Origin of the sequence: Hydrogenophaga sp. UC242_50, assembly GCF_042697355.1 — a bacterium.
In the GTDB taxonomy this organism is placed as follows: Bacteria; Pseudomonadota; Gammaproteobacteria; order Burkholderiales; family Burkholderiaceae_C; genus Hydrogenophaga.
The window spans coordinates 4,244,064-4,269,638 of record NZ_CP170553.1 but is presented as its reverse complement, the minus strand read 5'-3'; the positions used below and the strand labels follow the sequence as shown (position 1 = coordinate 4,269,638).

27 protein-coding genes and 2 pseudogenes are annotated in these 25,575 nt (G+C 69.4%); 17 read left to right on the top strand and 12 right to left on the bottom strand.

What is annotated here, in order from left to right; genetic code table 11:
* The first annotated feature begins 22 nt into the window (after positions 1-22).
* Entirely contained in the window at positions 23-586 is a 564-nt protein-coding gene (locus ACFJGX_RS21780) for an ABC transporter ATP-binding protein (protein WP_382327061.1), read from the top strand.
* On the opposite strand, the gene kdpE is transcribed toward ACFJGX_RS21780, so the two are convergent.
* The 8 genes from kdpE to kdpF are packed head-to-tail and all read right to left on the bottom strand — an operon-like array spanning position 568 to position 8,706.
* Positions 568-1,260 (bottom strand): two-component system response regulator KdpE, encoded by a 693-nt coding sequence (gene kdpE / locus ACFJGX_RS21775; RefSeq protein WP_382323861.1) that lies wholly within the window; start codon positions 1,258-1,260, stop codon positions 568-570. The genes ACFJGX_RS21780 and kdpE overlap by 19 nt on opposite strands.
* On the bottom strand, positions 1,257-3,965 hold the full coding sequence (locus ACFJGX_RS21770) for a DUF4118 domain-containing protein (RefSeq protein WP_382327059.1): 2,709 nt from the start codon (positions 3,963-3,965) through the stop codon (positions 1,257-1,259). The genes kdpE and ACFJGX_RS21770 overlap by 4 nt, the downstream gene beginning before the upstream one ends.
* 20 nt (positions 3,966-3,985) lie before the next feature.
* On the bottom strand, positions 3,986-4,141 hold the full coding sequence (locus ACFJGX_RS21765) for a hypothetical protein (protein ID WP_382159247.1): 156 nt from the start codon (positions 4,139-4,141) through the stop codon (positions 3,986-3,988).
* Entirely contained in the window at positions 4,138-4,740 is a 603-nt protein-coding gene (gene kdpC, locus ACFJGX_RS21760; protein WP_382323862.1) for a potassium-transporting ATPase subunit KdpC, read from the bottom strand. Before kdpC ends, ACFJGX_RS21765 begins: the two co-directional genes overlap by 4 nt.
* Before the next feature lie 19 nt (positions 4,741-4,759).
* Positions 4,760-5,266 (bottom strand): hypothetical protein, encoded by a 507-nt coding sequence (locus tag ACFJGX_RS21755; protein WP_382327057.1) that lies wholly within the window; start codon positions 5,264-5,266, stop codon positions 4,760-4,762.
* Positions 5,263-6,831 carry a potassium-transporting ATPase subunit KdpB gene (gene kdpB, locus ACFJGX_RS21750; protein WP_382327055.1) on the bottom strand — a complete coding sequence of 523 codons (1,569 nt, stop codon included), beginning with the start codon at positions 6,829-6,831 and terminating at the stop codon, positions 5,263-5,265. Before kdpB ends, ACFJGX_RS21755 begins: the two co-directional genes overlap by 4 nt.
* 13 nt (positions 6,832-6,844) lie before the next feature.
* Positions 6,845-8,617, bottom strand: a complete 1,773-nt coding sequence (kdpA, locus tag ACFJGX_RS21745) for a potassium-transporting ATPase subunit KdpA (protein ID WP_382327053.1) — start codon at positions 8,615-8,617, stop codon at positions 6,845-6,847.
* Positions 8,614-8,706, bottom strand: a complete 93-nt coding sequence (gene kdpF / locus ACFJGX_RS21740; RefSeq protein ID WP_291119061.1) for a K(+)-transporting ATPase subunit F — start codon at positions 8,704-8,706, stop codon at positions 8,614-8,616. The genes kdpA and kdpF overlap by 4 nt, the downstream gene beginning before the upstream one ends.
* A 358-nt stretch (positions 8,707-9,064) precedes the next feature.
* Here kdpF and ACFJGX_RS21735 point away from each other — a divergent pair, with 358 nt between their 5' ends.
* A complete protein-coding gene (locus tag ACFJGX_RS21735) occupies positions 9,065-9,472 on the top strand; it encodes a DUF3597 family protein (protein WP_382159239.1) in 408 nt (135 codons plus the stop codon).
* A 104-nt stretch (positions 9,473-9,576) separates the two neighbouring features.
* On the opposite strand, the gene ACFJGX_RS21730 is transcribed toward ACFJGX_RS21735, so the two are convergent.
* Entirely contained in the window at positions 9,577-10,422 is an 846-nt protein-coding gene (locus ACFJGX_RS21730) for a hypothetical protein (RefSeq protein WP_382327051.1), read from the bottom strand.
* 458 nt (positions 10,423-10,880) lie between these two features.
* Between ACFJGX_RS21730 and ACFJGX_RS21725 the strand changes: the two genes are divergently transcribed.
* The 5 genes from ACFJGX_RS21725 (at position 10,881) to ACFJGX_RS21705 (ending at position 14,424) form a co-directional block, all read left to right on the top strand.
* Positions 10,881-11,087, top strand: a complete 207-nt coding sequence (locus tag ACFJGX_RS21725; RefSeq protein ID WP_382327049.1) for a hypothetical protein — start codon at positions 10,881-10,883, stop codon at positions 11,085-11,087.
* Positions 11,088-11,090: 3 nt separating this feature from the next.
* Positions 11,091-11,768, top strand: a complete 678-nt coding sequence (locus tag ACFJGX_RS21720; RefSeq protein WP_382327047.1) for a hypothetical protein — start codon at positions 11,091-11,093, stop codon at positions 11,766-11,768.
* Positions 11,769-11,898: 130 nt separating this feature from the next.
* On the top strand, positions 11,899-12,411 hold the full coding sequence (locus ACFJGX_RS21715) for a response regulator (RefSeq protein WP_382327045.1): 513 nt from the start codon (positions 11,899-11,901) through the stop codon (positions 12,409-12,411).
* Positions 12,378-12,575, top strand: coding sequence for a response regulator transcription factor (locus tag ACFJGX_RS21710; RefSeq protein WP_382323867.1), 198 nt, complete (start codon positions 12,378-12,380; stop codon positions 12,573-12,575). Before ACFJGX_RS21715 ends, ACFJGX_RS21710 begins: the two co-directional genes overlap by 34 nt.
* The gene (locus ACFJGX_RS21705; RefSeq protein ID WP_382323868.1) at positions 12,568-14,424 is read left to right on the top strand and encodes a histidine kinase; all 1,857 of its coding nucleotides are present in this window, start codon (positions 12,568-12,570) and stop codon (positions 14,422-14,424) included. Before ACFJGX_RS21710 ends, ACFJGX_RS21705 begins: the two co-directional genes overlap by 8 nt.
* Positions 14,425-14,442: 18 nt before the next feature.
* On the opposite strand, the gene ACFJGX_RS21700 is transcribed toward ACFJGX_RS21705, so the two are convergent.
* From ACFJGX_RS21700 to ACFJGX_RS21690, 3 genes are read right to left on the bottom strand one after another with little or no spacing between them, the layout of a single operon-like run.
* On the bottom strand, positions 14,443-14,634 hold the full coding sequence (locus ACFJGX_RS21700; RefSeq protein WP_382159231.1) for a hypothetical protein: 192 nt from the start codon (positions 14,632-14,634) through the stop codon (positions 14,443-14,445).
* A 7-nt stretch (positions 14,635-14,641) separates the two neighbouring features.
* Positions 14,642-15,376, bottom strand: a complete 735-nt coding sequence (locus ACFJGX_RS21695; RefSeq protein WP_382327043.1) for an ATP-binding cassette domain-containing protein — start codon at positions 15,374-15,376, stop codon at positions 14,642-14,644.
* Positions 15,373-16,410 carry a tripartite tricarboxylate transporter substrate binding protein gene (locus ACFJGX_RS21690; protein WP_382327041.1) on the bottom strand — a complete coding sequence of 346 codons (1,038 nt, stop codon included), beginning with the start codon at positions 16,408-16,410 and terminating at the stop codon, positions 15,373-15,375. The genes ACFJGX_RS21695 and ACFJGX_RS21690 overlap by 4 nt, the downstream gene beginning before the upstream one ends.
* Before the next feature lie 194 nt (positions 16,411-16,604).
* Between ACFJGX_RS21690 and ACFJGX_RS21685 the strand changes: the two are divergent.
* The 10 genes and pseudogenes from ACFJGX_RS21685 to ACFJGX_RS21640 form a co-directional block, all read left to right on the top strand.
* Positions 16,605-17,102: pseudogene (locus ACFJGX_RS21685) on the top strand (hypothetical protein); the annotation flags it as partial.
* Positions 17,103-17,487: 385 nt separating this feature from the next.
* Complete coding sequence (locus ACFJGX_RS21680; RefSeq protein WP_382325547.1) at positions 17,488-17,574, top strand: hypothetical protein; 87 nt, start codon at positions 17,488-17,490, stop codon at positions 17,572-17,574.
* A complete protein-coding gene (locus ACFJGX_RS21675; RefSeq protein WP_382325549.1) occupies positions 17,574-18,758 on the top strand; it encodes an ABC transporter substrate-binding protein in 1,185 nt (394 codons plus the stop codon). The genes ACFJGX_RS21680 and ACFJGX_RS21675 overlap by 1 nt, the downstream gene beginning before the upstream one ends.
* Positions 18,740-19,583 (top strand): annotated as a pseudogene (locus ACFJGX_RS21670) (ABC transporter permease). The gene ACFJGX_RS21675 and the pseudogene ACFJGX_RS21670 overlap by 19 nt, the downstream one beginning before the upstream one ends.
* Positions 19,584-19,585: 2 nt before the next feature.
* Entirely contained in the window at positions 19,586-20,374 is a 789-nt protein-coding gene (locus ACFJGX_RS21665; protein ID WP_382323872.1) for a quinoprotein dehydrogenase-associated SoxYZ-like carrier, read from the top strand.
* A complete protein-coding gene (locus ACFJGX_RS21660; RefSeq protein WP_382323873.1) occupies positions 20,371-21,336 on the top strand; it encodes a quinoprotein relay system zinc metallohydrolase 1 in 966 nt (321 codons plus the stop codon). Before ACFJGX_RS21665 ends, ACFJGX_RS21660 begins: the two co-directional genes overlap by 4 nt.
* A gap of 255 nt (positions 21,337-21,591) precedes the next feature.
* Entirely contained in the window at positions 21,592-23,289 is a 1,698-nt protein-coding gene (locus ACFJGX_RS21655; RefSeq protein WP_382325551.1) for a PQQ-dependent methanol/ethanol family dehydrogenase, read from the top strand.
* An 82-nt stretch (positions 23,290-23,371) separates the two neighbouring features.
* A complete protein-coding gene (locus ACFJGX_RS21650) occupies positions 23,372-23,692 on the top strand; it encodes a c-type cytochrome (RefSeq protein ID WP_382323874.1) in 321 nt (106 codons plus the stop codon).
* A gap of 24 nt (positions 23,693-23,716) precedes the next feature.
* Positions 23,717-24,025, top strand: a complete 309-nt coding sequence (locus ACFJGX_RS21645) for a hypothetical protein (protein WP_382323875.1) — start codon at positions 23,717-23,719, stop codon at positions 24,023-24,025.
* Positions 24,026-24,172: 147 nt separating this feature from the next.
* A complete protein-coding gene (locus ACFJGX_RS21640; RefSeq protein ID WP_382323876.1) occupies positions 24,173-25,546 on the top strand; it encodes a hypothetical protein in 1,374 nt (457 codons plus the stop codon).
* The last annotated feature ends 29 nt before the right edge of the window (positions 25,547-25,575 follow it).

Below are 25,575 nucleotides of genomic sequence, written 5' to 3'. Positions count from 1 at the left end.
TTGGCCGAGCGCGCGCGCGGTGGTGGCCTATGTGCCCCAGGGCCAGGCCAGCACCTTCGGTTTCACCGCGCTCGAGATGGTGCTGATGGGCCGCACCGCGCACCTGGGCCTGATCGCGCGGCCTGGCGCGAAAGACCGCGCCATCGCGTTGCAGGCGCTGGAGCGCCTGGGCATCGCGCACCTGGCCGCGCGCTCGGTGCACGAGGTCAGCGGCGGCGAACGCCAGCTGGTGCTGATCGCCCGCGCGCTGGCGCAGCAGCCGCAGGCCGTGCTGCTCGACGAACCCACCGCCAGCCTGGACTTCGGCAACCAGGGCCTGGTGATGCGCGCCATCCGCACGCTGGCGCGCGAAGGCCTGGCGGTGCTGTTCACCACGCACGACCCCAACCAGGCCCTGCGCTGCGCCGACCGCGCACTGCTGATGCGCGAAGGCCAGGTGCTGGGCGAAGGCGCGGTGGGGGCGGTGATCGAGGCCGAGGGCCTGCGCGCGCTCTACCGCGCGGGGGTGCACCAGGTGGACGACGCGGGGGGTGGTCTGCCGGTGTTCCTGCCCGAGTTCGAGACCGCTCAGGCCACGAAGCGGTAGCCGATGCCGGTCTCGGTGACCAGGTGGCGCGGCATCGAAGGCTGGGCCTCGATCTTCTTGCGCAGGTTCGCCATGTGCACGCGCACGTAGTGCGAGTCTTCCAGGTGGCCGGGGCCCCACACGGCCTTGAGCAGTTGCGCGTGCGTGATCACGCGGTCGGGCTGCGAGGCCAGGTGCGTGAGCAGCTTGTATTCGATGGGGGTGAGGTGCAGCGCCTCGCCCGCGCGCTCCACCACGCGGCGCACGAGGTCGATGCGCACCTCGCCGAACACGATCTGCGGCGCGCCGCCCGGCGTCTGCTGCTGGTGGCGGCGCAGCTGGGCGCGCACGCGCGCGCCGAGTTCACCCGCGCCGAAGGGCTTGACGAGGTAGTCGTCCGCGCCCGCGTCGAGCGCGGCGATCTTGCTGGCCTCGGCGCTGCGCGCCGAGAGCACGATCACCGGCATGGCCGACCACTGGCGCAGTTCGCGGATGAGGTCCACGCCGTCGCCATCGGGCAGGCCCAGGTCCAGCACCACCAGATCGGGCCGGCGCGTGCCGGCCTCGATCAGGCCGCGCTGGTAGTTCTCGGCCTCGTGCACGGTGTGGCCCTCGGCCTCCAGCGCCAGGCGCACGAAGCGGCGGATGTGGGCCTCGTCTTCGACGATCAGGATCTGGCTGCCGGCGGTGCTCATGGCGGGGGCGCGTCCTCGGTGTGCGTGCCCAGGTCGGCGGGCGGTGTGCCCCGGGGCAGGGTGATGACGAAGCGGGCGCCCGGCACGGCGCCGCCCGACTCGCGGTTGTGGCCCTCGATGGTGCCACCATGCGCCTGCACGATGGCGCGGCAGATCGCCAGCCCCAGGCCGACGCCGGGCAGGGCGCTCTCGCGCTGGCCGCGTTCGAACTTCTCGAACACGCGCGCCTCGTGTCCCTTGGGCAGGCCGGGGCCGTGGTCGTCGAGCAGGATCACCACGCTGTCGCTGCGCTCGCGCGCCGCGATCTGGATGGCGCTGCCCGCCGGCGTGTACTTGGTGGCGTTCTCCAGCAGGTTCACCAGCACGCGCTCGATCAGCACCGTGTCCAGGTGCAGCAGGGGCAGGCCGTCGGGCAGGTCCACGCGGATGTCGCGCCCGGCCAGCAAGGGCCCGCAGGCGGCGAGCGCGCTGCCCACGACCTCTTCCAGCGGCTGCCAGGCGCGGTTGAGCTGCACCGCGCCGGCCTGCAGGCGGGCCATGTCGAGCAGGTTGTTCACCAGGGCGTTCATGCGCTGGGCCGATTGCCGCATCGCGCTGGCGACCTCGCGCTGCGCCTCGCCGAGCGCGGGTGGTGTGAGTTCGAGCGCGTCGGCCAGGCCCACCAGCGAGGCCAGGGGCGTGCGCAGGTCGTGCGAGATCGCCGAGAGCAGCGAGTTGCGCAGCCGCTCGGACTCGATCTGCACCGTGCTGCTCTGCGCCACCTCGATGTAGTGGATGCGCTCGAGCGAGATCGCCAGCAGCGAGGCGCAGGTCTGCAGCAGGCGGCGCTGTTCGATGCCCCAGGGGCGCCCGCCGGGCGGCTCGATCACCAGCACGCCGCGCACGCGCATGGGCGCTTTCAGGGGCAGCACCAGGCTGGCGCTGGCGGGCAGGGTGTCGGTGCCGCGCCCGGCTTCTTCGCCGCGCTCGAAGGCCCATTGCGCCACGGCGGTGTCCACCGGCGCGCTGCCGCCGTCGAGGGCCTGCAGCCGGTCGTGGTCGTCGGCCACCAGCAGCGCCGAGCGCGCGCCGAACTCGCCGGTGAGAAAACGCGCGCCGATCTCGGCCACCTGCGTGGCCAGCAGCGCGGCCGAGAGGTCGCGCGACATGTCGTACAGGCTGCGCACGCGGTGTTCGCGCTGGGTGGCGGCCTCGGCCTGCTGCTTGAGTCCGGCCGTGAGCTGGCCCACCACCAGCGCCACCACCAGCATCACGCCGAAGGTGACGAGGTATTCCACATCGCTCACCGCGAAGTTGTGGAAGGGCGGCACGAACAGGAAGTCGAACAGCCCCACGCCCAGGAAGGCGGCGAGCACGGCCGGCCCGCGGCCCAGCACCAGGGCCACGCCGACCACCACGAGCAGGAACAGCATGACGATGTTGCTGCGCTCCAGCACGTCGCGCAGCGGCATCGCGAGCAGGGCCATGAGCAGGCAGGTGGCGGCGGCCCAGAGGTAGCCGCGCCAGCGGCCCTCGCCGGGTTCGGCGCGCGCGGCGGGCGGGGTGTCGTCGGGCGCCGCGGGCAGGCCGACCTGCACCAGGTCCAGGTCGTCGGCGCGCTCGGCCACCCGCTCGGCCAGGCTGCGCTGCCAGGGCCAGCGGCGCGCGCGGCGGCGGCCGAGCACCAGGCGCGCCAGGTTGTGTTCGCGCGCGTGGCGCACCAGGGCGGTGGCGGCGTCGGTGGAGGACAGCGTGGCGGTGCTCGCGCCCAGCGATTCGGCCAGGCGCAGGGTGCGCTGCGTGGCCTCGGCCATCGGGCGCCCCGGGGTCTCCACGTGCACGGCGTGCCAGGGCACGTCGAGCTGGGCGGCCATGCGCGCCGTGCTGCGCACCACCTTCTCGGCGTGCGCGCCCGGCCCCACGCCGGCCAGCAGGGCCTCTCGGTTGGGCCACACCGGCTTGTCGGCACCGCCGCGCCGGTAGGCGCGCATCTCGTCGTCCACCCGGTCGGCGGTGCGGCGCAGCGCGAGTTCGCGCAGCGCCAGCAGGTTGCCCTTGCGGAAGAAGTTGGCCGCCGCGCGTTCGGCGCGCTGGTCGTCGCCCTGCGGCAGGTAGACCTTGCCGGCCTTGAGGCGCTCCAGCAGTTCGTCGGGCGGGAGGTCGACCACCACCACCTCGTCGGCGTCGTCGAAGAAGTGGTCGGGTACGGTCTCCCAGACGCGGATGCCGGTGATGCCGCTGACGATGTCGTTGAGGCTCTCCAGGTGCTGCACGTTCATGGTCGACCAGACGTCGATGCCGGCCACCAGCAGCTCCTCGGCGTCCTGCCAGCGCTTGAGGTGGCGCGTGCCGGCCACGTTGCTGTGGGCCAGCTCGTCGAGCAGCACCAGGGCCTGGCCGGGGTGCTGCGCGCCGAAGGCCAGCGCGGCGTCGAGGTCGAACTCGTGCAGCTGGTGGCCCCGGTAGGCCACGGCCTGCAGCGGCAGGCGGGGCAGGCCGCGCGCGAGGGCCTCGGTGTCGGGCCGTCCGTGCGTCTCCACCACGCCGATGGTGACCGGCGTGCCCTGGGCCAGGGCCGCGCGCGCGGCCGAGAGCATGGCGTAGGTCTTGCCCACGCCGGCCGAGGCGCCGAAGAAGATCTTCAGGCTGCCCCGGCGCGCGCGGGCTTCTTCCTGCTGCACCCGCGCAAGCAGGGCATCCGGGTCGGGGCGGGAGGAATCGGGCATGGGGTGGCGGGGCCGGCGCGTCAGGAGGGGTCGCGCGGGTGGCTGCCATTGTCGCCCGAGCGGCGCTTGCGCTGCCGGGGGCGCTGCGCCCCGCGCGCCACCAGCCACCAGGCCAGCAGCAGGGGCAGCACGATGGCCCCGAACGCAAGCACCGGTTCCAGCCAGCCGCCGCTCATGGCCGCGGCGCGTCGAGCGCGAGGTTGAGCGCCAGCACGTTCACGCGCGGCTCGCCCAGGAAGCCGAACAGGCTGGTCTCGGTGTGCTGGTCCACCAGCGCGTTCACCTGCTCGGGGGCGAGGCCACGCGAGCGCGCCACCCGCGCCACCTGGTAGCGCGCGCCGGCCAGGCTGATGTGCGGGTCCAGGCCGCTGGCGGAGGCGGTGACCAGGTCCACCGGCACCGGCGCCGTGTTGCCCGGGTCGGCCGCGCGCAAGGCGTCGATGCGGGCCTTCACGGCCTCGGCCAGCGCGGGGTGGTTGGGGCCGAGGTTGGAGCCGCTGGAGGCGCCGGCGTTGTAGGCCATCGGCCCGGTGGCCGAGGGGCGGCCCCAGAAGTGCCCGGCCTGAGTGAAGGGCTGGCCGATGAGCTCGGAGCCCACGGCCTGGCCCTGGCGCTCGATCAGGCTGCCGTTGGCCTGGTGGGGGAACACCGCCTGCGCCACGCCGGTGACGAAGAAGGGGTAGAGCAGGCCGGTGACGAGGCTCAGCAGCACGAACAGCACGAGGGCCGGGCGCCACACGGGATCGGATTCGGAAGAGGGCGTTGTGGGGTTCATGACAAATCCTTGGGGGTGTTCAGGCGAAGCCGATGGCCGAGAGCAGCAGGTCGATGGCCTTGATGCCGATGAAGGGCACCACGATGCCGCCCAGGCCGTAGAGGGCCAGGTTGCGGCGCAGCAGCGAGGCCGCGCCGACCGCGCGGTAGCGCACGCCCTTGAGCGCCAGCGGGATGAGCACGACGATGATCAGCGCATTGAAGATCACCGCCGAGAGGATGGCCGAGTCGGGGCTGGTCAGCCGCATCACGTTGAGCGCCGAGAGCTGCGGGTAGGTGGTGACGAAGGCCGCGGGCACGATGGCGAAGTACTTGGCGATGTCGTTGGCGATGCTGAAGGTCGTGAGCGAGCCGCGCGTCATCAGCATCTGCTTGCCGGTCTCCACGATCTCGATCAGCTTGGTCGGGTTGCTGTCGAGGTCGACCATGTTGCCGGCCTCCTTGGCGGCCTGCGTGCCGGTGTTCATGGCCACGGCCACGTCGGCCTGGGCCAGCGCGGGCGCGTCGTTGGTGCCGTCGCCGGTCATCGCACCAGCCGGCCCTGGGCCTGGTGTTCGCGGATCAGCCTGAGCTTGGCCTCGGGCGTGGCCTCGGCCAGGAAGTCGTCCACGCCGGCCTCGGCGGCGATCGCCGCGGCGGTGAGGCGGTTGTCGCCGGTCACCATCACGGTCTGGATGCCCATGCGGCGCAGTTCGGCGAAGCGCTCCTTGATGCCGCCCTTGACCACGTCCTTGAGTTCGACCACGCCGAGCACGCGGTCGCGGTCGCTCACCACCAGCGGCGTGCTGCCGCGGCGCGAGACCTCGTCCACCGTGGCCTGCACGTGGGAGGGGAAGGCGCCGCCCAGCGAAGCCACGTGCCGGCGGATCGCATCGGCCGCGCCCTTGCGCAGCGTGCGGCCCTGGGGCAGGTCCACCCCGCTCATGCGCGTCTGCGCGGTGAAGTGCACGAAGCTCGCGCCCAGGGCCTCCACCTCGCGCTCGCGCAGCTGGAACTTCTGCTTGGCCAGCACCACGATGCTGCGGCCTTCGGGCGTCTCGTCGGCCAGCGAGGCGAGCTGCGCGGCGTCGGCCAGGGCGGCCTCCTGGACGCCGGGTGCCGGCAGGAAGGCGCTGGCCTGCCGGTTGCCCAGCGTGATGGTGCCGGTCTTGTCCAGCAGCAGCACGTCCACGTCGCCGGCGGCTTCCACCGCGCGGCCCGAGGTGGCGATCACGTTGGCCTGCATCAGCCGACTCATGCCGGCCACGCCGATGGCGCTGAGCAGGCCGGCGATGGTGGTCGGGATCAGGCACACGAGCAGCGCGACCAGCACCACCAGGCTCACCGGCTGCCCCGCGCCACTGGCCTGCACGCTGAAGGACGAGAAGGGCAGCAGCGTGGCGACCACGCCGAGGAACACGATGGTCAGCGCCACCAGCAGGATGGTCAGCGCGATCTCGTTCGGCGTCTTCTGCCGCTTGGCGTTCTCCACCATCGCGATCATGCGGTCCACGAAGGTCTCGCCGGGGTTGACCGAGACGCGCACCACGACCCAGTCGGACAGCACGCGCGTGCCGCCGGTCACGGCCGAGAAGTCGCCACCCGATTCGCGGATGACCGGGGCCGACTCGCCGGTGATGGCGCTCTCGTCCACCGAGGCCACGCCGTCGATCACCTCGCCGTCGGCCGGCACCGTGTCACCGGCCTCGACCAGCACCACGTCGCCCTTGCGCAGCTGGTCGGCCTCGATCGGCAGCCACGCCATGGACGTGCGGGGCACGCGCCGGTCGTACTGCACATGGCGGTCCAGCCGCTTGGCCCAGGTCTGGCGCTTGAGGCCGCGCAGCGCGGCGGCCTGCGCCTTGCTGCGGCCCTCGGCCAGGGCCTCGGCGAAGTTGGCGAACAGCACGGTGAACCACAGCCACAGCGCCACCGCGATGGTGAAGGCCTCGGGCCGGGCGAAGGCGAGCGCGGTGGTGAACGCGCTGCCCACGTAGACGACGAACATCACGGGGTTGCGGCGCTGCACGCGGGGGTCGAGCTTGCGAATCGCGTCGAGCAGGGCCGGGCGCACCAGCGCCGGGTCGAACAGGGTCAGGGTTGTGCGGGTCATGGTGATGGGGCTTTCAGCGGGCCCACAGCAGCAGGTGGTCGGCCACCGGGCCGAGCGCCAGCGCGGGCACATAGTTCAAGAGGCCGACCAGCAACACGGTGCCGATCAGCAGGGCCACGAACAGCGGGCCGTGGGTGGGCAGGGTGCCGTCGGTGGCGCCGGCGCGCTGCTTGGCGGCGAGCGAGCCGGCCATGGCGAGCACCGGCACGATCACCCCGAAGCGGCCGAACACCATCGCCAGGCCCAGCAGCACGTTGTAGAACGGCGTGTTGGCCGACAGGCCGGCGAAGGCGCTGCCGTTGTTGTTGGCGGCCGAGGTCAGGGCATACAGCACCTCGGTGAAGCCGTGCGCGCCCGGGTCCTGGATGCCCGCGCGCCCGGCGCCGGCCATCACGGCCACGGCGGTGCCCACGAGCACCAGCAGGGGCGTGACCAGGATGGCGATGGACACCATCTTCATCTCGTGCGCCTCGATCTTCTTGCCCAGGTAGGCCGGCGTGCGCCCGATCATCAGACCGGCGATGAACACCGCCATGATGGCGAACACCAGCATGCCGTAGAGGCCCGCGCCGACGCCGCCGAACACCACCTCGCCCAGTTGCATGAGCACCAGCGGCACCATGCCGCCCAGGGGCGTGAAGCTGTCGTGCATGGCGTTCACCGCGCCGCAGCTCGCGGCGGTGGTGACCACCGCGAACAGGCTGGAGGCGTGGATGCCGAAGCGCACTTCCTTGCCTTCCATGTTGCCGCCCGACTGCAGCGCGCTGCTGGCCTGGTCGGCGCCGAGCGCGGCGAGCACCGGGTTGCCCTGCTGCTCGAACGCGGTGGCCGCGACCACGAAGGCCACGAACAGCAGCGCCATCGCGGCGAGCACGGCCCAGCCCTGGCGCGGATCGCCGACCATGCGGCCGAAGACGAAGCACAGCGCCGCCGGGATCAGGAAGATGGCCAGCATCTGCACGAAGTTGGACAGCGCCGTGGGGTTCTCGTACGGGTGCGCGGAGTTGGCGTTGAAGAAGCCGCCGCCGTTGGTGCCCAGCATCTTGATCGCGAGCTGCGAGGCCACCGGCCCCATCGCCAGGGTCTGCGCCGCGCTGCTGTGCGCCTCGGTGAGCGCCGGCTGGCCTTCGGCGCCGGGGGTCGAGGTTTCCCAGGTGACGGTCTCGACCGTCTTCACCTCGGTGTAGGGCGAGAGGTTCTGGATCACGCCCTGGCCCGCGAAGAACACCGCCAGCACCAGCGACAGCGGCAGCAGCACCCACAGCGTGGCGCGCGTCAGGTCCACCCACACGTTGCCGATGGACTGGGCCGAATGGCGCGAGAAGCCGCGCACCAGCGCGACCACCACCACGAGGCCGGTGGCGGCCGACAGGAAGTTCTGCACCGTGAGGCCCAGCATCTGGGTGAGGTAGCTCATGGTGGACTCGCCACCATAGCCCTGCCAGTTGGTGTTGGCGATGAAGCTGATGGCGGTGTTGAAGGCCGAGTCGGGCGTGACCGCGCCGAAGGTCTGCGGGTTGAGTGGCAGCACACCCTGCAGGCGCTGCAGCGCGTACACCGCGAGCAGGCCCAGGCCGTTGAACACCAGCAGGCCCAGCGCGTAGCGCAGCCAGCCGGATTCGCGCTCGGGTCGCACGCCGGCCAGGCGCCACAGCGGCGCCTCGATGCGCTGGCCGAGCGCGAAGCGGCCGGCCATCACCGCGTCGATCGCGCGCGCCAGCGGCCAGGCCAGCGCGAGCAGCAGCGCGAGGAACACCGCCAGTTGCAGCCATGCCATCGCGCTCATGAGAAGTCTTCCGGCCGCAGCAGCACGGCCACCAGGTAGATCAGCAGCCCGCCCGAAAGCGCGGCCGCCAGCAGGGTCCAACCGCTCATAGGAGTACCTCCGCGCGACGCGCTGCGGTGCGAGCTGGCTTGGGGCGGCCCGGCGCGGCGCTCATGCGCGCCCCCCGCCGGTGGGTTGCAGGCGCTGGCAGAGCAATGCCAGGCCCCAGACGAGCAGGCCGCAGGCAGCGGCCAGGCCGAGGTAGATGAAGTCCATGGGGTTCTCCGTTCAAGACAGTCCACCGATGCTAGGAACGGGGGCGTCAAGACGGGCGCAAGACTGCGCGGGCCGGTATCAAGAAAGCATCAAGACCGGCGGTTGGGCTTGTCGCATTTATGGCCTATGCTGGCGTGGCGCGCCTCCACACTGGCCAGGCGGGCCTTTTTCAACGGAAACAAGGAGAACACCATGGGATTTTTCAGCAACATCCTCGAGAAGCTCGGCATGTCCAAGGCCGCGGAGGCCCCGGTCATCACACCGCCCACCGTGCCCACGGCGCCTGCTGACGCACCGGCACCCGCGCCGGCCGCCGCGCCCGCCGTCGCATCGATCACCATGGTCGACGTGATGGCCTTGATGGAGAAGAAAGCGGCCGCCAACCCGCAGAAGCTGAACTGGAAGACCTCCATCGTCGACCTGCTCAAGCTGCTGGACCTCGACAGCAGCCTCGAGGCGCGCAAGGCGCTCGCCAAGGAGCTGTATTGCCCCGACGAGCTGATGGGCGATTCGGCCAAGATGAACATGTGGCTGCACAAGAACGTGCTGGCCCACATCGCCGCCAACGGCGGCAACGTGCCGAAGGAACTGTTCAGCTGATCCGCTGAACCGGTGCGGCAGAAACGCCCCGCTTGCGGGGCGTTGTCGTTTCGGGCATGAAAAAGCCCCGCCGAAGCGGGGCCGCGGAGCCGGGCCCGGGGGCTTCAGGGCACGATGTTGAGCTGGTACAGCGCGTAGAAGTTGGCGTACTCCCGCCCGGCGACGTCGCGGGCCGAGAGGTGCAGGCCACTCAGGCGCGAACCCGCAGCGAAGGTCGGGCCGCCATTGAAGCAGTGGTCGTCCGTCACGCTCTGCTGCGAGCAGGGCACGACAGCCTGGCGCGCCGTCGATCGCACCTCGACCGAATCGGTGAAGTTGGCGTTGCTGCCCGTGCGCGGCGAGCGCCCGAACATCGTGATCTGCGTGGGGGGCAACTGGCCCGTGCCCACACTCCAGCCGTTGCCGCCGCCTTCCGAGGAGATGTCGCCGGGGTCGCCGGCGACGAACACGATCTGTCCCGCGTCCTGGACGCCGGCCGGCTCGGTGCCCGACCGGATTTCGGCGATCAGGGCCGGCGTCAGCTGCGCGAGGCCCTGCGTGCGGAGTTCGGCGATGGTGAGGGCGCGGGCGCGGTTCTTGTAGTACTGCACCTCGGGCACCAGGGTGTCGTCCTGCGGCGTGGCCGGGTCGTTGACGTTGAGGTAGTACTCGAACCGCCAGCTGCCCTGCGACTTGGCGCTGGCCAGGCTGGCCTCGGTGCGGTCCGGATCGGCCACGAAGAACAGCGTGGGGTCGACGTCGCGCGGATGGGGGCGCGACGTGTTGCCATCCACGTACTCGCTGCGCAAGCGAACGAAGCTGGTGCCGGAGACCACGGGCCCGGGCTTGACCAGCCCCAGGAAACTGGAGTTGCCGCTCGGTTGCAGGGTGAGGACCGAACCGGTCGGCGTGGTCACGACGACGCGGTTGAAGAGCGGACCCTGGTTGCCCGGGCGCTGGCGGTTGCGCAACGTCCAGCACGTAGCCGGTGCTGAAGTAGTCGTAGGCTTCCTGGCCCAGGCTGATGAAGTTGCGCCGCTGCTGGTAGGCCGCGACGCGGCCGGGGAAGCGGTACTGGTTGCCGATCAGCCGCAGCTTGCCGTCCACCGTGCTGGTGCGCAGCACGAAGCTGTCGTAGGACTCGCTGCCGTCAGGGCTGGTGGTCTTGTAGCCCACGACGATGTCCTTGTCGGCATTGTCGCGGGTGAATTCGTAGTTGCCCTGGTTGAACACGACACCGACGGCGTTGGGGTTGAAGAGGCTGGCGAAAGCGCCGCTGCTGCCCACCGTGCCACCGTTGTTCCTGAAGAGTGCGGGGTCGTTGTTGTGGAACACGTCGAGGCAGGCGGCCGCCAGCACGGTGCTGGGCGCCGCCGCGCGCTGGTTGGCCGGCAGGGCATAGCAGGCGGTCAGCGCTTGAAGGAATTGGGTGATCTTCGCGGAGGTGCCTTCGGCGATGAGCGTGGTCGGATCGATCGCGGGCAGGGGCGCGACGGTCGTCGTGTTGCTGCTGAAGCTCAGGCTGATGGGTTGCTGGCCATCGGGCACTTCCTGCTTGACCGAGATCTCGATGTTGGTGGTGGTCGAGCTGGCCGGCAGGAAGGTGATGTTGACCGAGTCCAGCAAGCGGTCGTAGCCGGTGCCGTCGGTGCTGAAGGTGCCTGTCAGCGGATTGAAGCCGGTCGTGCTGGTGGCCGTGAGCAACGGCGCCAGGATGGCCTGCACCTCTGTCACGGTGGCGGCCACGGCCTGCGCCGAGATGACCGCATTGCCCGCGGCCAGTTCGCTGGCCAGCTTGCCCGGGTCGCCGGAGGGCGACAGGCGCGAGGCGATGAGCGTGGTGATCGGCGTGATGTTGGCGGTGGTCGCGCTGGCCGAAGCGATCACGCTGACCAGCGTCTGGGTGGCCCCGTTGGCGTCGGTGCGGTTGCGCCACCAGCACGAAAGGCGCCACGGCCGCCGCGTCCAGCGGGATGCTGTAGGTGCCGTTCGCGCCGACGGGCTGGCTCTGGCCCACGGTGACGCCGCGGCTGTCGACGACGGTGATGACGGCGCCTGTGAAGGCCGCGCCGGTGGCGGCCACGCCGCTGACGGTGAGGCCCACCGGGGCGGTGACGGTGCCGCCGCCCCCTGCGCCCGAGTTGACGCCGCTGCCGCCGCCGCAGCCCGCCAGTGCCAGCATCAACAAGCCCGCGAGGGCATACCGTCTGTAGTCGTTTCGCATGCAATCTCCATGTGTTCGTGGGACAGTGGCCCGGGATCCCTGGACCCAGGCACCGGCATTGGAGGTCTGGCGGCGACAAATTGCATCCCATGAACATGGGGTTCGAGGCGTTCCTGGCCTGCGTGGCGTGCCGCTTTGCACGGTCGGCGCCCGCTTTCTGGGTATGCTCGAAGGAGCCCGCGCGCAATGTGTCCAACCCGCGGGCCGCTGGAGACCGATCCCGATGTGGCGTGTGCTGATCGTCGAAGACGACCCCGAGATGCGGGGTTTTTTTGAGTCCTGCGTGGCCCGCTCGCCGGCCTTGACGCTGGCCGGTTGTGTGGGCACCGTGGCGCACGCCAAAGACTGCCTGACCCGTCCAGGCCTGGACGTGGACGTGCTGCTGACCGATCTGGGCCTGCCCGACGGGTCCGGTCTGGAGGTCATTCAGCAGGCACGCCTGACCCACCCCGCCTGCGAGACCCTGGTCATCTCCATGTTCGGCGACGAGGACAACGTGCTGGCCAGCATCGAGGCCGGCGCGCTGGGCTACATCCACAAGGACGCGGCACCCGAAGACATCGCCCAGACCATCCTGGAGATGAAGGCCGGCGGCTCACCGATCTCTCCCATGATCGCCCGCCGCGTATTCGCAAGTACGCCACCCGCCAGGCCGTCGTCCCGCCCCCCGCCGCCGCGCCGCCGCCGGTCGAACGCCCGCCCTTGTCGCGCCGCGAGCAGGAGGTGCTCAGCCTGATCGCCCGAGGCTTCTCGTACCAGGAAATCGCTGTCCTGCAGGGCGTGAGCGTGCACACGGTGCAGGCGCACATCAAGAGCCTGTACAGCAAGCTGGCGGTGCATTCCAAGATGGAGGCGGTGTTTGAAGCCACGCGCATGGGCATGTTGCCTCGGCATGACTGAGGGCATCGGGTGGCGCTGGCTGGTGTGCCTCAGTCTGGCCCTGGGCCTGACGGGATCGCTGCACGCCGATGATCGGGAAACGCCCCATCACCCCGCATTGGAGCTGCGCGAAGCCCAGGCCACCGTGGTGGTGGACGATCGCATCGAGCAGCGCCTGCTGACCCTGCCTTACCACTGGGACCGGCACCATCCCGGCCGAGCCGGCCGGGCGACCTTCGACCTGAGCTTCACCTTGCCCGAGGTGCCGCAGGAGCCCTGGAGCATCTACCTGCCCCGGCTGGGCAACGCCTACGAAATCTGGCTTAACGGCATGCGGGTGCAGCACGAGGGCGACATGCTGCGGCCCAACGGGGCCGACTACGGACAGGTGCCTCGCATGGCGCCGCTGCCCGCAGGCCTGCTGCAGCGACACAACACCCTGCAGGTGCGGGTGCGCGCCGACGTGGGCCGCCGGGGTGGGCTCTCCACCGTCTGGATCGGGCCACGGGAGGCGGTCGTCGCGAAGTACGCCGAGGCCCATCGCTGGCGGGTGACGGGCTCGATGGTCGTGGTCGGCTTCAGCCTCCTGGTCGGGCTGATCTCGCTGTCCCTGTGGGTGACTCAGCCCGACCTGTCCAACACGGTTCACCAGCGGCGCGACCCGCTGTACCTGTATGCCGGCCTGGCCGAACTGTTCTGGGCGGTCCGCGTCGGCGATGTGCTCATCGAGAACCCGGTGCTGGCCTGGCCCTGGTGGGGCGTTGTGCCGGTGGTGGCGCTCGCGGTCTGGAGCTGGAGCATGGGGCTGTTCTGCATGAACGTGGCGCGCTGGGAGAATCGGCCGGCCGGGCGCCTGATGGCCACCTGGCTGACCGCCCTGATGCTGGCCAGCGGGCCCATGGCGATCTGGGCGCTGGGCTTTGGTCACCCGCTGGCGCTCACGGCGTGGTACGCGGCGCTGGGCCTGACCTTCCTGTTGTTCGGTGCGGTTTTCCTGGGCCAGGCGCTGCGTGGCGCCAGCATGCCTCACCGGGTGGTGGCGCTGGCGGTGCTGCTCAACGTGGCGGTGGGGTTTCGCGATCTCTACGTGTTTCGCATCGACCCGACCTACGCCGACAGCAGCCTGATGCGGTATTCGTCGGTGGTGTTCGGCCTGGGGCTGGTCTACATCGTGATCGAGCGGTTCCGGCGGGTGTCGGCCCAGGTGCGCGACCTCCTGAACACCCTGGCCGCGCGGGTGAGCGAGAAGGAGCGCGAGCTCGCCGAGACCTACCGGCGGGTGGAGCAACTGGCCCGCGAGCAGGAGCGCACCTTCGAGCGGACCCGCATCCTGCGCGACATGCACGACGGCGTGGGAGCCCACATCAGCTCGGCGATCCGGCAGCTCGAGTCGGGCCGGTCCAGCCAGCAGGAGCTGCTGCAGACGCTGCGCGACTCGCTGGATCAGCTCAAGCTGTCGATCGACGCCATGAACCTGCCGCCGGGCGACGTGACGGCGCTGCTGGCCAACCTGCGCTACCGCCTGGAGCCTCGCCTGCAGGCCAGCGACATCGCGCTTCGCTGGGCGGTGGAACTGATCGAGCCGCTGCAGCGGCTGGACGCCGGCGCGATGCGCCAGCTGCAGTTCATGGTCTTCGAGGCCTTGTCGAACGTGCTGCAGCATGCGCAGGCAACCGAGCTGTGCATCGAAGCCGTCGCGGCCGAGCAGGGTGTGCGCCTGCGCATCGTGGACAACGGCCGAGGGTTCGACGCCACCGTGGCGTGGCGCAAGGGACTGCTGGCGATGCGGGAACGCGCCCGCGCGATCGGCGCGGTGCTCTCTCTTCAGAGCGCGCCGGGTCGCACGGTGGTCGAGATCCAGTTGTCCTGACGGTTCGGCGGACGCATCTCACCCCGCCAGGTTGCGAAAGAAGTAGCGCGCCAGCGCCACCCAGAAGTCGCCCCCGGAGTGCTGTTGCCACAGCAACGAGATGTCGGCGAAGCCCTTGTGGAAGATCATCGCGAGCATGCCCGTGAGGCCCAGGATGCCCACCACCTGCAGGGCGGTCTTGAAGCGGGCGTCGGGGTCTTTGTCGGGCATGCCCTGATTATGGCGGCCCGAGCTGGCGCAGCACCTCGGCCTGAAAGTCCGCGCCTTGTGCCTGCGCCATGAAGGCCGGGATCGAGCCCTCGAAGCGCACCGTGCCCTGGTGCAGCAGCATCAGGCGGTCGGCACCGTGCACTTCCTCGATCAGGTGGGTGGCCCACAGCACGCCCATGCCCCGTGCGCGGCACAGCGTGCGCACGGTGTCGAGCAACTGCTGGCGCGAGGCCGGGTCCAGGCCCACGGTGGCTTCGTCCATCAGCAGCACGCGTGGCTCGTGCAGCAGCGCGCGCACCAGCTCCACCTTGCGCCGCGTGCCGCCCGAGAGGCTGCGCACCACGGCGCGCGCCTGTTCGCCCAGGCCCATGGCATCGAGGTGCGCCGCGATGCGCTCGCGCGCCTGCGCGCGCGGGAGGCCGTGCAGGTCGGTGTGGAACAGCAGGTTGGCCATCACCGACAGGTCCAGGTCGAGCGCGCTCTGCTGGAACACCACGCCCAGCCCGGCCAGCGCGCGGCTGGGGTGGCGGCACATGTCGTGGCCCAGCACCTCGATGCGGCCCTGGTCGGGCGTGAACAGGCCGGTGAGGAGTTGCAGCAGCGTGGACTTGCCCGCGCCGTTGGGACCGAGCAGCGCGAGCACCTCGCCGGCCCGCAGTGCCACGTCCACGCCTTTCAACGCGGGCTTGCCGGCGTAGGCCTTGTGCAGGCCGCCGGCCTGGAGCAGGGTGGTGGGGTTCATCCCGTCGCTCCCATCGGCCGGGCCAGCAGGTTCATGCGCTGCAGCAGGCGTTTCTCGCGCTCCACCGTGTCGCGCACGGCCTGCCGGTAGTCGCGGGTGTTGAGGTAGTCCAGTGTCTGGTCGTAGCGCGCCAGCTCGCGCAGGTGGCGCTCGCTCTGCATCGCGCGGGCGAAGGCGTCGTGCAGTTTCCGCACCACCGGCTCGGGTGTGCCGCGCGGCGCGGCCAGACCCCAGGGCGAGGTGTAGACCGATTGCGGGTAACCCAGCTCGCGCAGCGTGGGCGCGTCGGGCCAGCGCGGGCTGCGCTGCGCGCTGAAGATCGCGAGCACGCGCATGCGGCCCTGGTCCACCCAGGGCGCGAAGCCGGTGGAGTTCACGCCCGCCATCAGCTGGCCGCTGCGCACCGCGAGCATCTGGTCGGCGGTGCCCCGGTAGGGCACGTGCACATAACGGATGCCGCGCTGCAACAGGATCTCTTCCATCGCCAGGTGGGCGGTGGTGCCGATGCCGGTGGAGCCCAGGATGAGTTCGCCCGGGTGATCGCGCGCCCAGTCGAGCATCTCGGGCAATTGCCTCCAGGGGCTGGTGCTGGGCACCAGCACGCCGAAGGTGGTGCCCGAGACCTGCACGATGGGGCTGAGATCCGTCACCGGGTCCCAGGGCACGGGGTTCATGAGCGCGTGCCGGTACACAGTGATGGGCACCTGGCCGATGGTGTGGCCGTCGGGCTCGGCGGCCTTGAGCAGCGGCGCGACCTGCGTGCCCGCCGCGCCGGGCCGGTTGATGACCACGATGGGCTGGCCCAGCAGGGACTCGGCTTCCTCGCACAGGATGCGCAGCGTGAGGTCGGTCGCGCCGCCGGCGGGCCAGGGCACGATGAGCTGCAGGGGCCGGATGGGCCAGGCCGCCGTGCTGGCCAGCGACGGGCCCGCCGAGGCCGCCAGCGCCAGGCCCCAGGCCAGCGCGCGGCGGCGTGTCACAGAACAGTGTTCCTTGCTGGAACAGTCGGGAGGGCCGTGGGGCAGTCGGGTCATGCGGTGCGGGCCTGCGAAGCCGTGTGGTCTCAGGGTTTGTCCGTAGCGATCGGGTCGCCAACGGGGTGTTTGGGGCAGGTCAACGCAATTTCCATTCCCCCACTGGCGCTGGCATCGAATTTGCGGAACAAGGGCAGCGGCGCCACCCGGGTGACCGCTGTGCCACCCACAAGACCCCTTCAGGAGACACCGACATGACCCGCCCGCTTCGCCTGCTCACCCTTGCCACCCTGCTGGGCTGTGCCACCCTCGCCATGGCCCAGGGCAAGGTGTATGTGTCCAGTGAGAAGGACAACAAGCTCTATGTGTTCGACGCGAAAGGCGAGCGCCTCGCGGCCATCGACGTGTGCAAGCGGCCGCGCCACATGATGTTCAATGCCAGCCGCAGCCAGCTCTACGTGTGCTGCGGCGACAGCAACCAGCTTGGCGTGGTCGACACCGCCAGCGGCAAGATGACCGGCACTGTTCCATTGGGGGACAGTCCCGAGATCTTCGACCTCAGCCCCGACGGCAAGACGGTGTACGTGTCGATCGAGGACGAGAACGTGATGGCCGCCTACGACCTGGCGAGCAAGAAGCCCCTGTTCGAGGTGAAGACCGGTGGCGAGCCCGAGGGCGTGCTGATCACGCCCGACGGCAAGTTCGCCTACGTCACCTCCGAGGTCGCGAACGTCGTGCACGTCATCGACCTGGGCCAGAAGAAGGTGATCAAGAACATCAAGGTGGGCAAACGACCGCGCCGCTTCGTGCTCGCCGCCGGTGGCGCCGAGCTGTGGGTGAGCAACGAGCTCGACGCCACGGTGAGCGTGGTGGACACCAGGGACCACAGCGTCAAGGGCACGGTGAAGTTTGCGGTGAAGGGCATGCGGGAGGCCGACATCACCCCCGTGGGCATGGCGCTGAGCCCGGACGGCAAGACCCTGTGGGTGGGCCTGGGCCGCGCCAACCACGTGGCCGAGGTGGACGTGCGCGACGCGCACCGTGGGCCGCCAGGTGCTGGTGGGCAAGCGCGCCTGGGGCCTGACGGTGCACCCCGACGGCAAGACGTTGTACGTGACCAACGGCCTGTCGGACGACATGACCCTGGTGGACACGGCCGGCGCCAAGGCGGTGAAGACGGTGGCCGTGGGCCGTGTGCCGCACAGCGTGATCGTGGCGCCCTGATGTGGAAAGCCCCGCTGCTCGCGCTGGCCGCCTTGCTCGGTGCGCCGTCGGTGCACGCCGCCGCGGTCAAGCTGACGGTGGCTGTGGTCTCGCTGGCCGATGACGCGCGCTACGCGCCGCGCCGCCTGGAGCGCGCCTACCCCGGCCACCCGCAGGGCCGGGCGGTGCAGGGCGTGCGGCTCGCGCTGGAAGACGCGGCGTTCGAGCTGGACGCCGCCGGCATCGAGCTCGCGCTGCGCGAGGTGGTGCTGCCCGATGCGGCGGCGCTGCCCAAGGCCCTGGCCGAGCTGAAGGCGGCGAAGGTGCAGCACCTCGTGGCCGACCTGCCGCTGGCCGAACTGCGCCAGCTGGTGCAGAGCGCGCCGGCCGCGCTCGGTGGTGCCATGGTGTTCAACACCGGGCTGGACGACGACAGCCTGCGCGCGCAGGGCTGCGCCGCGCACCTGCTGCACACCCTGCCCAGCCGCCACATCGCCAGCGACGCGCTGGCGCAGTACCTGGCCGCGCGCAACTGGCGCAAGGTGTTGCTGCTGCAGGGGCCGGAGCCGGCCGACCTGCTCATGGGCGAGTCCTTCACCCGCGCGGCCAGGCGCTACGGCCTGAAGATCGTGCAGAGCAAACCCTTCAAGCTCACCGGCGACCCACGCGAGCGCGACCTGGCCAACACCCGGCTGCTCACCGGCGAGCGCGAGCACGAGGTGGTGGCCGTGATGGACGCCGACGGCGAGTTCGCGCGCACACTGCCCTACGCCACGCAGTGGCCGCGCCCGGTGGTCGGTGCCAGCGGCCTGGTGGCCAGCGCCTGGCATGCGCAGTGGGAGCGCAACGGCGGGCCGCAGCTCTCGCGCCGTTTCCAGAAGCTCGCGCAGCGCCCCATGCGGTCGCACGACTGGTCGGCCTGGGTGGCGGGCCGCGCGGTGGCGGCGGTGCTGGTGGACGACCCCAAGGCACCGCTGGCGCAGCAGTTGAAGAAGCTGCGCGGCGGCAGCGTCTTCATCGACGGCTTCAAGGGCCCGCGCCTGTCCTTCCGCGCCTGGGACGGGCAGTTGCGCCAGCCCGTGTTCCTGAGCCACATCGACGGCGTGGCGGGCGTGGCGCCGCTCGACGGCGTGCTGCACCCCAAGGACGTGCTGGACACGCTGGGCGTGGACGAAGCGGAGACCGCATGCCGGCAACGCCCCTGAGCCCCCTGGCCGCGCCATCGCTGCCGCTGCACCTGGCGCGCGCGCTGCGCGCCGTGGTCGGTCGCGAGCTGGGCCGCTTCCTGCGCCAGCCCACGCGCCTGGGCTCGGCGCTGGTGCGCCCGCTGCTGTGGTTCGTGGTGTTCTCGGCCGGCTTTCACAACGTGTTCGGCGTTGGCCATCATCCCGCCCTACGAGACCTACATCGAGTACCAGGTCTACATGGTGCCGGGCCTGCTGGGCATGGTGGCGCTGTTCAACGGCATGCAGAGCTCGCTCTCCATGGTGTACGACCGCGAGATGGGCGTGATGCGCCTGCTGCTCACCGCGCCGCTGGCGCGCGGCTGGCTGCTGGCCTTCAAGCTCCTGGGCAGCACCGTGCTCTCGGTGCTGCAGATGGCGGTGTTCCTGCTGATCGCGCTGGCCTTCGGCGTCGAGCTGGCCTGGGCGCATCTGCCGGGCCTGTTGCTGGCCATGGCCTGCGCCGCCGCGATGCTGGCCGCGCTGGGGCTCGTGCTTTCGGTGTACGTGAAGCAGCTGGAGAACTTCGCCGGCACCATGAACTTCGTGATCTTCCCGATGTTCTTCATCAGCCCTGCGCTGTACCCGCTGTGGAAGCTGGAGGAATCGGGCGCCTACTGGCTGCTGAAGATCGCGGAGTTCAACCCTTTCACCCACGCGGTGGAGGCCATGCGCTTTGCCATGGTTGGGCAGTTCAACGCCGTGGCCTGGGCCGTGGTGCTGGGGTGCACCGCCGTGTTCTTCGTGCTCGCGCTCTGGGGCTACGACCCGCAGCGCGGCTTCATCCGCCAGAAGGGCGGGGGCTGAGCATGCTGCGGCGCCGAACCTTGCTCTGGGGCGGCCTGCTCGGCGCGCCGCCGCTGTGGGCTGCCGCCGAAGACCGCACCGGGGGCGACCCGCTGGGCTCCATGCAATGGCCCACGCTGCGTCGGCAGTACCTGCGCGATGCGCCCATGGTGTTTTCCGAGGCGGTGACGGTGCGCGGCCCGGCCTTCGCGGACGACGCGATGAACGTGCCGCTGCTGGTGGACGCGCGCGGCCTGGCCCGCACGGGCGGCGGTGTGGCGCGCATCCTGGTGGTGGTGGACCGCAACCCGGTGCGCGAGGTGTTGGCCTTCGAGCCCTTGCGCGCGCTGCCCATGCTGGCGTTCCGCATCCGCATGGAACAGGCATCGCCGGTGCGCGCGATGGTGCAGACGGCGGACGGCCGCTGGCACGTGGGCGGCACCTGGGTGCAGGCGGCCGGTGGGGGCTGCACGGTGCCCGGCGCCACGCGCGCCGACGGCTCGTGGAGCCGCACGCTCAACCAGGTGCAGGCGCGCTTCTTCCCGAATGTGATCGAGGGCAGCCGTCGCCTGCGCGTGCGCGTGATGCACCCGATGGACACCGGCCTGGTCGCGGGCATCCCCGCGTTCTACATCGAGCAGCTGCAGCTGGTGGACAGCGCGGGCCAGGCCTGGTGGCGCCTGGCCCTGCACGAGCCGGTGTCGGAAAACCCGCTGCTCACCTTCGAGCTGCCGCCGCAGCACGTGGGCGGTTTCCGCCTGACCGGGCGCGACAACAACGGCAACCGCATCGATGCCGAGGTGCCCGCGTGACGGTGCGCGGCGCGCTGGCCTCAGCGGCCCTGCTGTTCGCGGCCATGGTCCACGCGCAGCCGCAGCCCGACGTGGCGCGGCTCGACCATGGCCTGCGGCCGCGCCAGGTCGCCGAACACACCTGGGTGATCGAAGGCGCGGTGGCCGACTTCTCGCGCGCCAACGGCTGCAACATCATCAACACCGCCTTCATCGCCACGGGCGAGGGCGTGGTGGTGGTCAACACCGGTCCTTCGCGCGGCTATGGCGAGCAGCAGCGCCGCGCCATCGAACAGCTCACGCACGAACCGGTGCGCCACGTGTTCAACCTCAACCTGCACCCCGACTACTTCTTCGGCAACCAGGCCTGGGCCGACCGCCCCACGCAGGCCCTGGCCGGCAGCATCGCAGGCATGAAAGCCGAGGGCGCGGCCTACGCCGACAACCTCTACCGCCTGTGCGGCGACTGGATGAAAGGCACCGAGCCCACACCGGCACGCGAAGCCATCGAACCGCGCACGCTGAGCCTGGGCGCACACACGCTGGAGCTGCGGCGCCTGAGCGGCCACACCGGCGATGACCTGGTGCTGATCGACCACCGCACCGGGGTGCTGTTCGCCGGCGGCCTGGTGTTCGCCGAGCGCGTGCCCACCACGCCGCACGCCGACCCCGCCGCCTGGCTCGCCAGCCTGGACACGCTGGCGCAATGGCTCACCGCGGGCGAGGTGCGGCAGGTCGTGCCCAGCCACGGCCCGGTGCACAGCGGGCCGGTGGGCGTGCAGCAGACGCGCGACTGGCTGCGCTGGCTCACCACGCTCATGCAGGCGAGCGCCGAACAAGGCCTGGACCTGAGCGAGCTGCTGCGCACGCCCGTGCCCGCGCGCTTCGCCGGCTGGGCCGCGCAGCCCGCCGAGCTGCACCGCAGCCTCGTGCAGTGGTACCCGCGGTACGAACAGCGGGCGCTGGATTCGCGCGCGCGCTGAACCCTGTTGCAGGGGTTGATTCGTTTCTGAACAGTGTCACAGCCGCGACCCGCCGCGAGGCCCGGGCGTGGCGCATTTCAGGCCGGAAAACCGCTCGAAAACGCTGGCATGGATGTTGCCATTTGCTGTCTGTGCAAACCCCGACGGCCGCAGGGCCGGGTGTTCACGGGCGGCCGGGCATGGTGCTCGGTCGCAGGCATCACACATCCACGAACGAGCAGGAGACACACTGTGAAACGCACCCTATTGAGCCTGATGATTCTGGCCGCCACCGCCCACGTGAGCGCCCAGGGCGTGACCGACGCGATGATCGCCGACGACGCCAAGACCCCCGACAACGTGTTGAGCTGGGGCCTGGGCACCCAGGGCCAGCGCCATTCCACGCTCAACGGCATCACCGAGCGCAACATCAACAAGCTCGTGCCGGTGTGGTCCATGTCGTTCGGCGGCGAGAAGCAGCGCGGCCAGCAGTCGCAGCCGCTGGTGCACAACGGCAAGATGTTCGTCACCGCGTCCTACTCGCGCATCTACGCGGTCAACACCAAGACCGGCGAGAAGCTCTGGAAGTACGAACACCGCCTGCCCGAAGGCATCATGCCCTGCTGCGACGTGATCAACCGCGGCGCCGCGCTGTACGACAACCTGGTGATCTTCGGCACGCTCGACGCGCAGCTGGTCGCGCTCGACCAGAACACGGGCAAGGTGGTGTGGCGCGAGAAGATCGACGACTACGCCGCCGGCTACAGCTACACCGCCGCGCCCCTCATCGCCGAAGGCCTGCTGATGACCGGTGTCTCGGGCGGTGAGTTCGGTGTGGTCGGCCGCGTGGAAGCACGCGACCCGCGCACCGGCAAGATGGTGTGGACGCGCCCCGTCGTCGAAGGCCACATGGGCTACAAGGACGGCAAGGAAAACGGCATCACCGGCACCACCAACGCCACTTGGCCGGGCGAGACGTGGAAGACCGGCGGCGCGGCCACCTGGCTGGGCGGCACCTACGACGCCAAGACCGGCCTGGCCTACTTCGGCACCGGCAACCCCGGCCCCTGGAACAGCCATGTGCGCAAGGGCGACAACCTGTACTCGGCCTCGACCGTCGCGATCGATGTGAAGACCGGCAAGATCGTCTGGCACTACCAGAGCACGCCCAACGACGGCTGGGACTACGACGGCGTCAACGAATTCGTCACCTTCGACATGGACGGCAAGCGCATGGGCGCCAAGGCCGACCGCAACGGTTTCTTCTACGTGAACGACGCGGCCACCGGCAAGCTGGTCAACGCCTTCCCGTTCGTGAAGAAGGTGACCTGGGCCACCGGCATCGACCTCAAGACCGGCCGCCCCAACTTCGACGACACCAACCGCCCGGGCGACCCGACCGCCGCCGGTGGCGACGGTGCCAAGGGCAAGGCGGTGTTCTCCGCGCCGGGCTTCCTGGGTGGCAAGAACCAGATGCCCATGGCCTACAGCCCCAAGACCGGCCTGTTCTACGTGCCCACCAACGAATGGGGCATGGAGATCTGGAACGAGCCCATCACCTACAAGAAGGGCGCGGCCTTCCTGGGCGCGGGCTTCACCATCAAGCCGCTGTTCGACGACCATATCGGATCGCTGCGCGCGATCGATCCCAAGACCGGCAAGGTGGCCTGGGAAGTCAAGAACAGCGCGCCGCTGTGGGGCGGTGTGCTCACCGCCGGCGACCTCGTGTTCTGGGGCACGCCCGAGGGTTACCTGAAGGCCGCCGACGCCAAGACCGGCAAGGTGGTGTGGCAGTTCCAGACCGGCTCCGGCGTGGTCGCGCCCCCCATCACCTGGACCGAGGGCGGCGAGCAGTACGTCAGCGTGGTCTCGGGCTGGGGCGGTGCCGTGCCGCTGTGGGGCGGTGAAGTGGCGAAGAAGGTCAACTTCCTCGAACAGGGCGGTTCGGTCTGGACCTTCAAGCTCATGAAGTGATGTGGTGTTGGGGGTGGCGTGGCCCAGGCCATGCCACCCCTTTTTTCTGTCCCTTCTTTCCTTCCTTTCTCCGGTGCCCGCCATGCGTTACCTCCTGATCCTCCCCACTGTGCTGGCCGGCCTGGCCCAGCACGCCACCGCCGCCGACCTGGCCGCCGTGGAACTCGCCAAAGCCAATGGCTGCTACACCTGCCACGCCAACGCCGACAAGGTGGTCGGCCCGGCCTTCAGCGCCATCGCGGAAAAATACGCGGGCGACAAGGACGCCGCGGCCTCGCTCGCGCAGTCGATCCAGAACGGCTCCAAGGGCAAGTGGGGCCGCATCCCCATGCCTGCGCATCCCAGCCTGAACGCGGCCGACCTCAAGACCCTCTCGGCCTGGGTGCTCACGGTCAAACCCTGAGCCGGTCTACCCACCTGTCCCGCCATGAGCGCGCAGACCGATCTGTGCCACCCCCGCACCCTGCTGGGTGCGGCCCTCGCGGTGCTGTCCAGCGTGGGCGATGACCGCTACCGGGCGCATGCCGAATTCCGGCTGGCCCGGTACGCCCAGGCGCGCGAGATCTGGCATGGCCTGGCCGAGGCGGGCAACGCCGAGGCCCTGTTCATGCTCGGCGTGCTGGCCGATGAAGGCCTGGGTGAACCGCGCAACCCGGCCCGGGCCGAAGCGTTCTTTACCCGTGCTGCGCGGGCGGGCCACGCCAAGGCGCGGCGCCAGGTTGGTTTGTGTTCGTAAGCAGAGGGGGAAACTGACGAATAGTGTGAGCGCCGCCACGCGCGTAGTTCCGCACGGTGATCCTTCGTTCAATGGGATACATTCCGGCAGCGGCCCACGTGGTCACAGGTGATTCGCTCAAAATCTTGCAAGCAACGAGTACAACCCGTGAGCAACGAAAAAATTATCGATGTGTTTACTCGATCTGCAGATTCTTGGATCTGCGATGACTACAACATCGACATTCGCTATCTGGCAAATGCGGACGCTCAAGGTGCTTGCCTTTTGGATGCGCATATCACCTTGAATCCGCTTCCGGGCAAGCGTGGCTTCGGCTTTCACTTCGAGGGTGCCGGTCATTTTCTTGGACACCTGCAGCCGGGTCGTTTAAAGAAGAAGGCGCTCACTGAGATATTGAGTGATGCGGTGAGAGGGCGAGTCAGCCTATCTGGGCGCAGCATGCAACTCGCCGTGGATCGGTCCCTTGACTACTATTCGGAGATGATGAATCGCGACCGGTGGTTCTCTGATCTGCATCTTCAGGTGTCTGGTACAGGACTGTCATCGCCCTCTTCGATTGATATGGTTGAGGTTGACAACAAACTTCGAGCTTCAACACCTCCATTTGATGGTCTCTCGGACGCTCTAGCTTGGCTGGGGTTGCGTTCTCCCGAGGCCACTTCGCGCCAACCGGCGATAGCCGTCCGCGTTGGACCGCCGGTTGATCTCATCTTCGACCAATGTGTACTTTCGCAAGATCGGTTGAAGCTGACGCTCCACGCACATCCGCGCTTTGATGTGGGGCGCGTGGGACTCGCTTTGCGTTCGGTTCCAGATGTGGCTTTGAGTGGAAGAATCCAAGTTGCCCAAAAAATTAAATGGGCTCGAGTCCGTGGCGGCGTTCGAACAGGAGTCCTAGACCTTGAAGTAAAACAGACAGATAGCGTGTTGGCAATGCTGATGATTGAGGAGGCGACTGTCCGACGACAGTGGTTTGTCGATCCTGCAAGAGCTCGAAACAATCGATTGCTAGCGACTCAACATTTCGATAGGGAACTTCGAATGCTCCGACAAGCGTTGTTTGAATCTACCGATCCAACGAGATTTGAGAATGGCGTCGCTTCTTTGTTGTTTCTTTTCGGATTTTCTCCAGCCGTTCAGCTTGAAACGGATGCGCCTGATGTGATCGTCACCACGCCCTTAGGTCGTTTGGTGATTGTCGAGTGCACTACGCGCGTCTCTGATTTCGGTACAAAGCTAGGGAAACTGGTAGATCGGCGCGGAGCTTTGTCGAAGCACCTCGCAGCAACAGGCCATTCTGCCGAGGTATCAGCAGTTCTTGTATGCAGGCTGCCTCGGGATCAGATCGCCGCCCATGAAGCTGACTTGAGGTCACGTCAAGTGCTTCTCGTATCAGGTGATGAATTGCGCAGGGGCATAGACAGCGCGCGCACTCCGAGCGATCCCGACGAAATGCTTCAGAAAGCCTTCAGTCGACTGACGGTCACTTCTTCATCGGAGCTCAACGGTCAGCGTCATTAGCCGAAGTCCAAGTTCCGCGTCCGTCATCA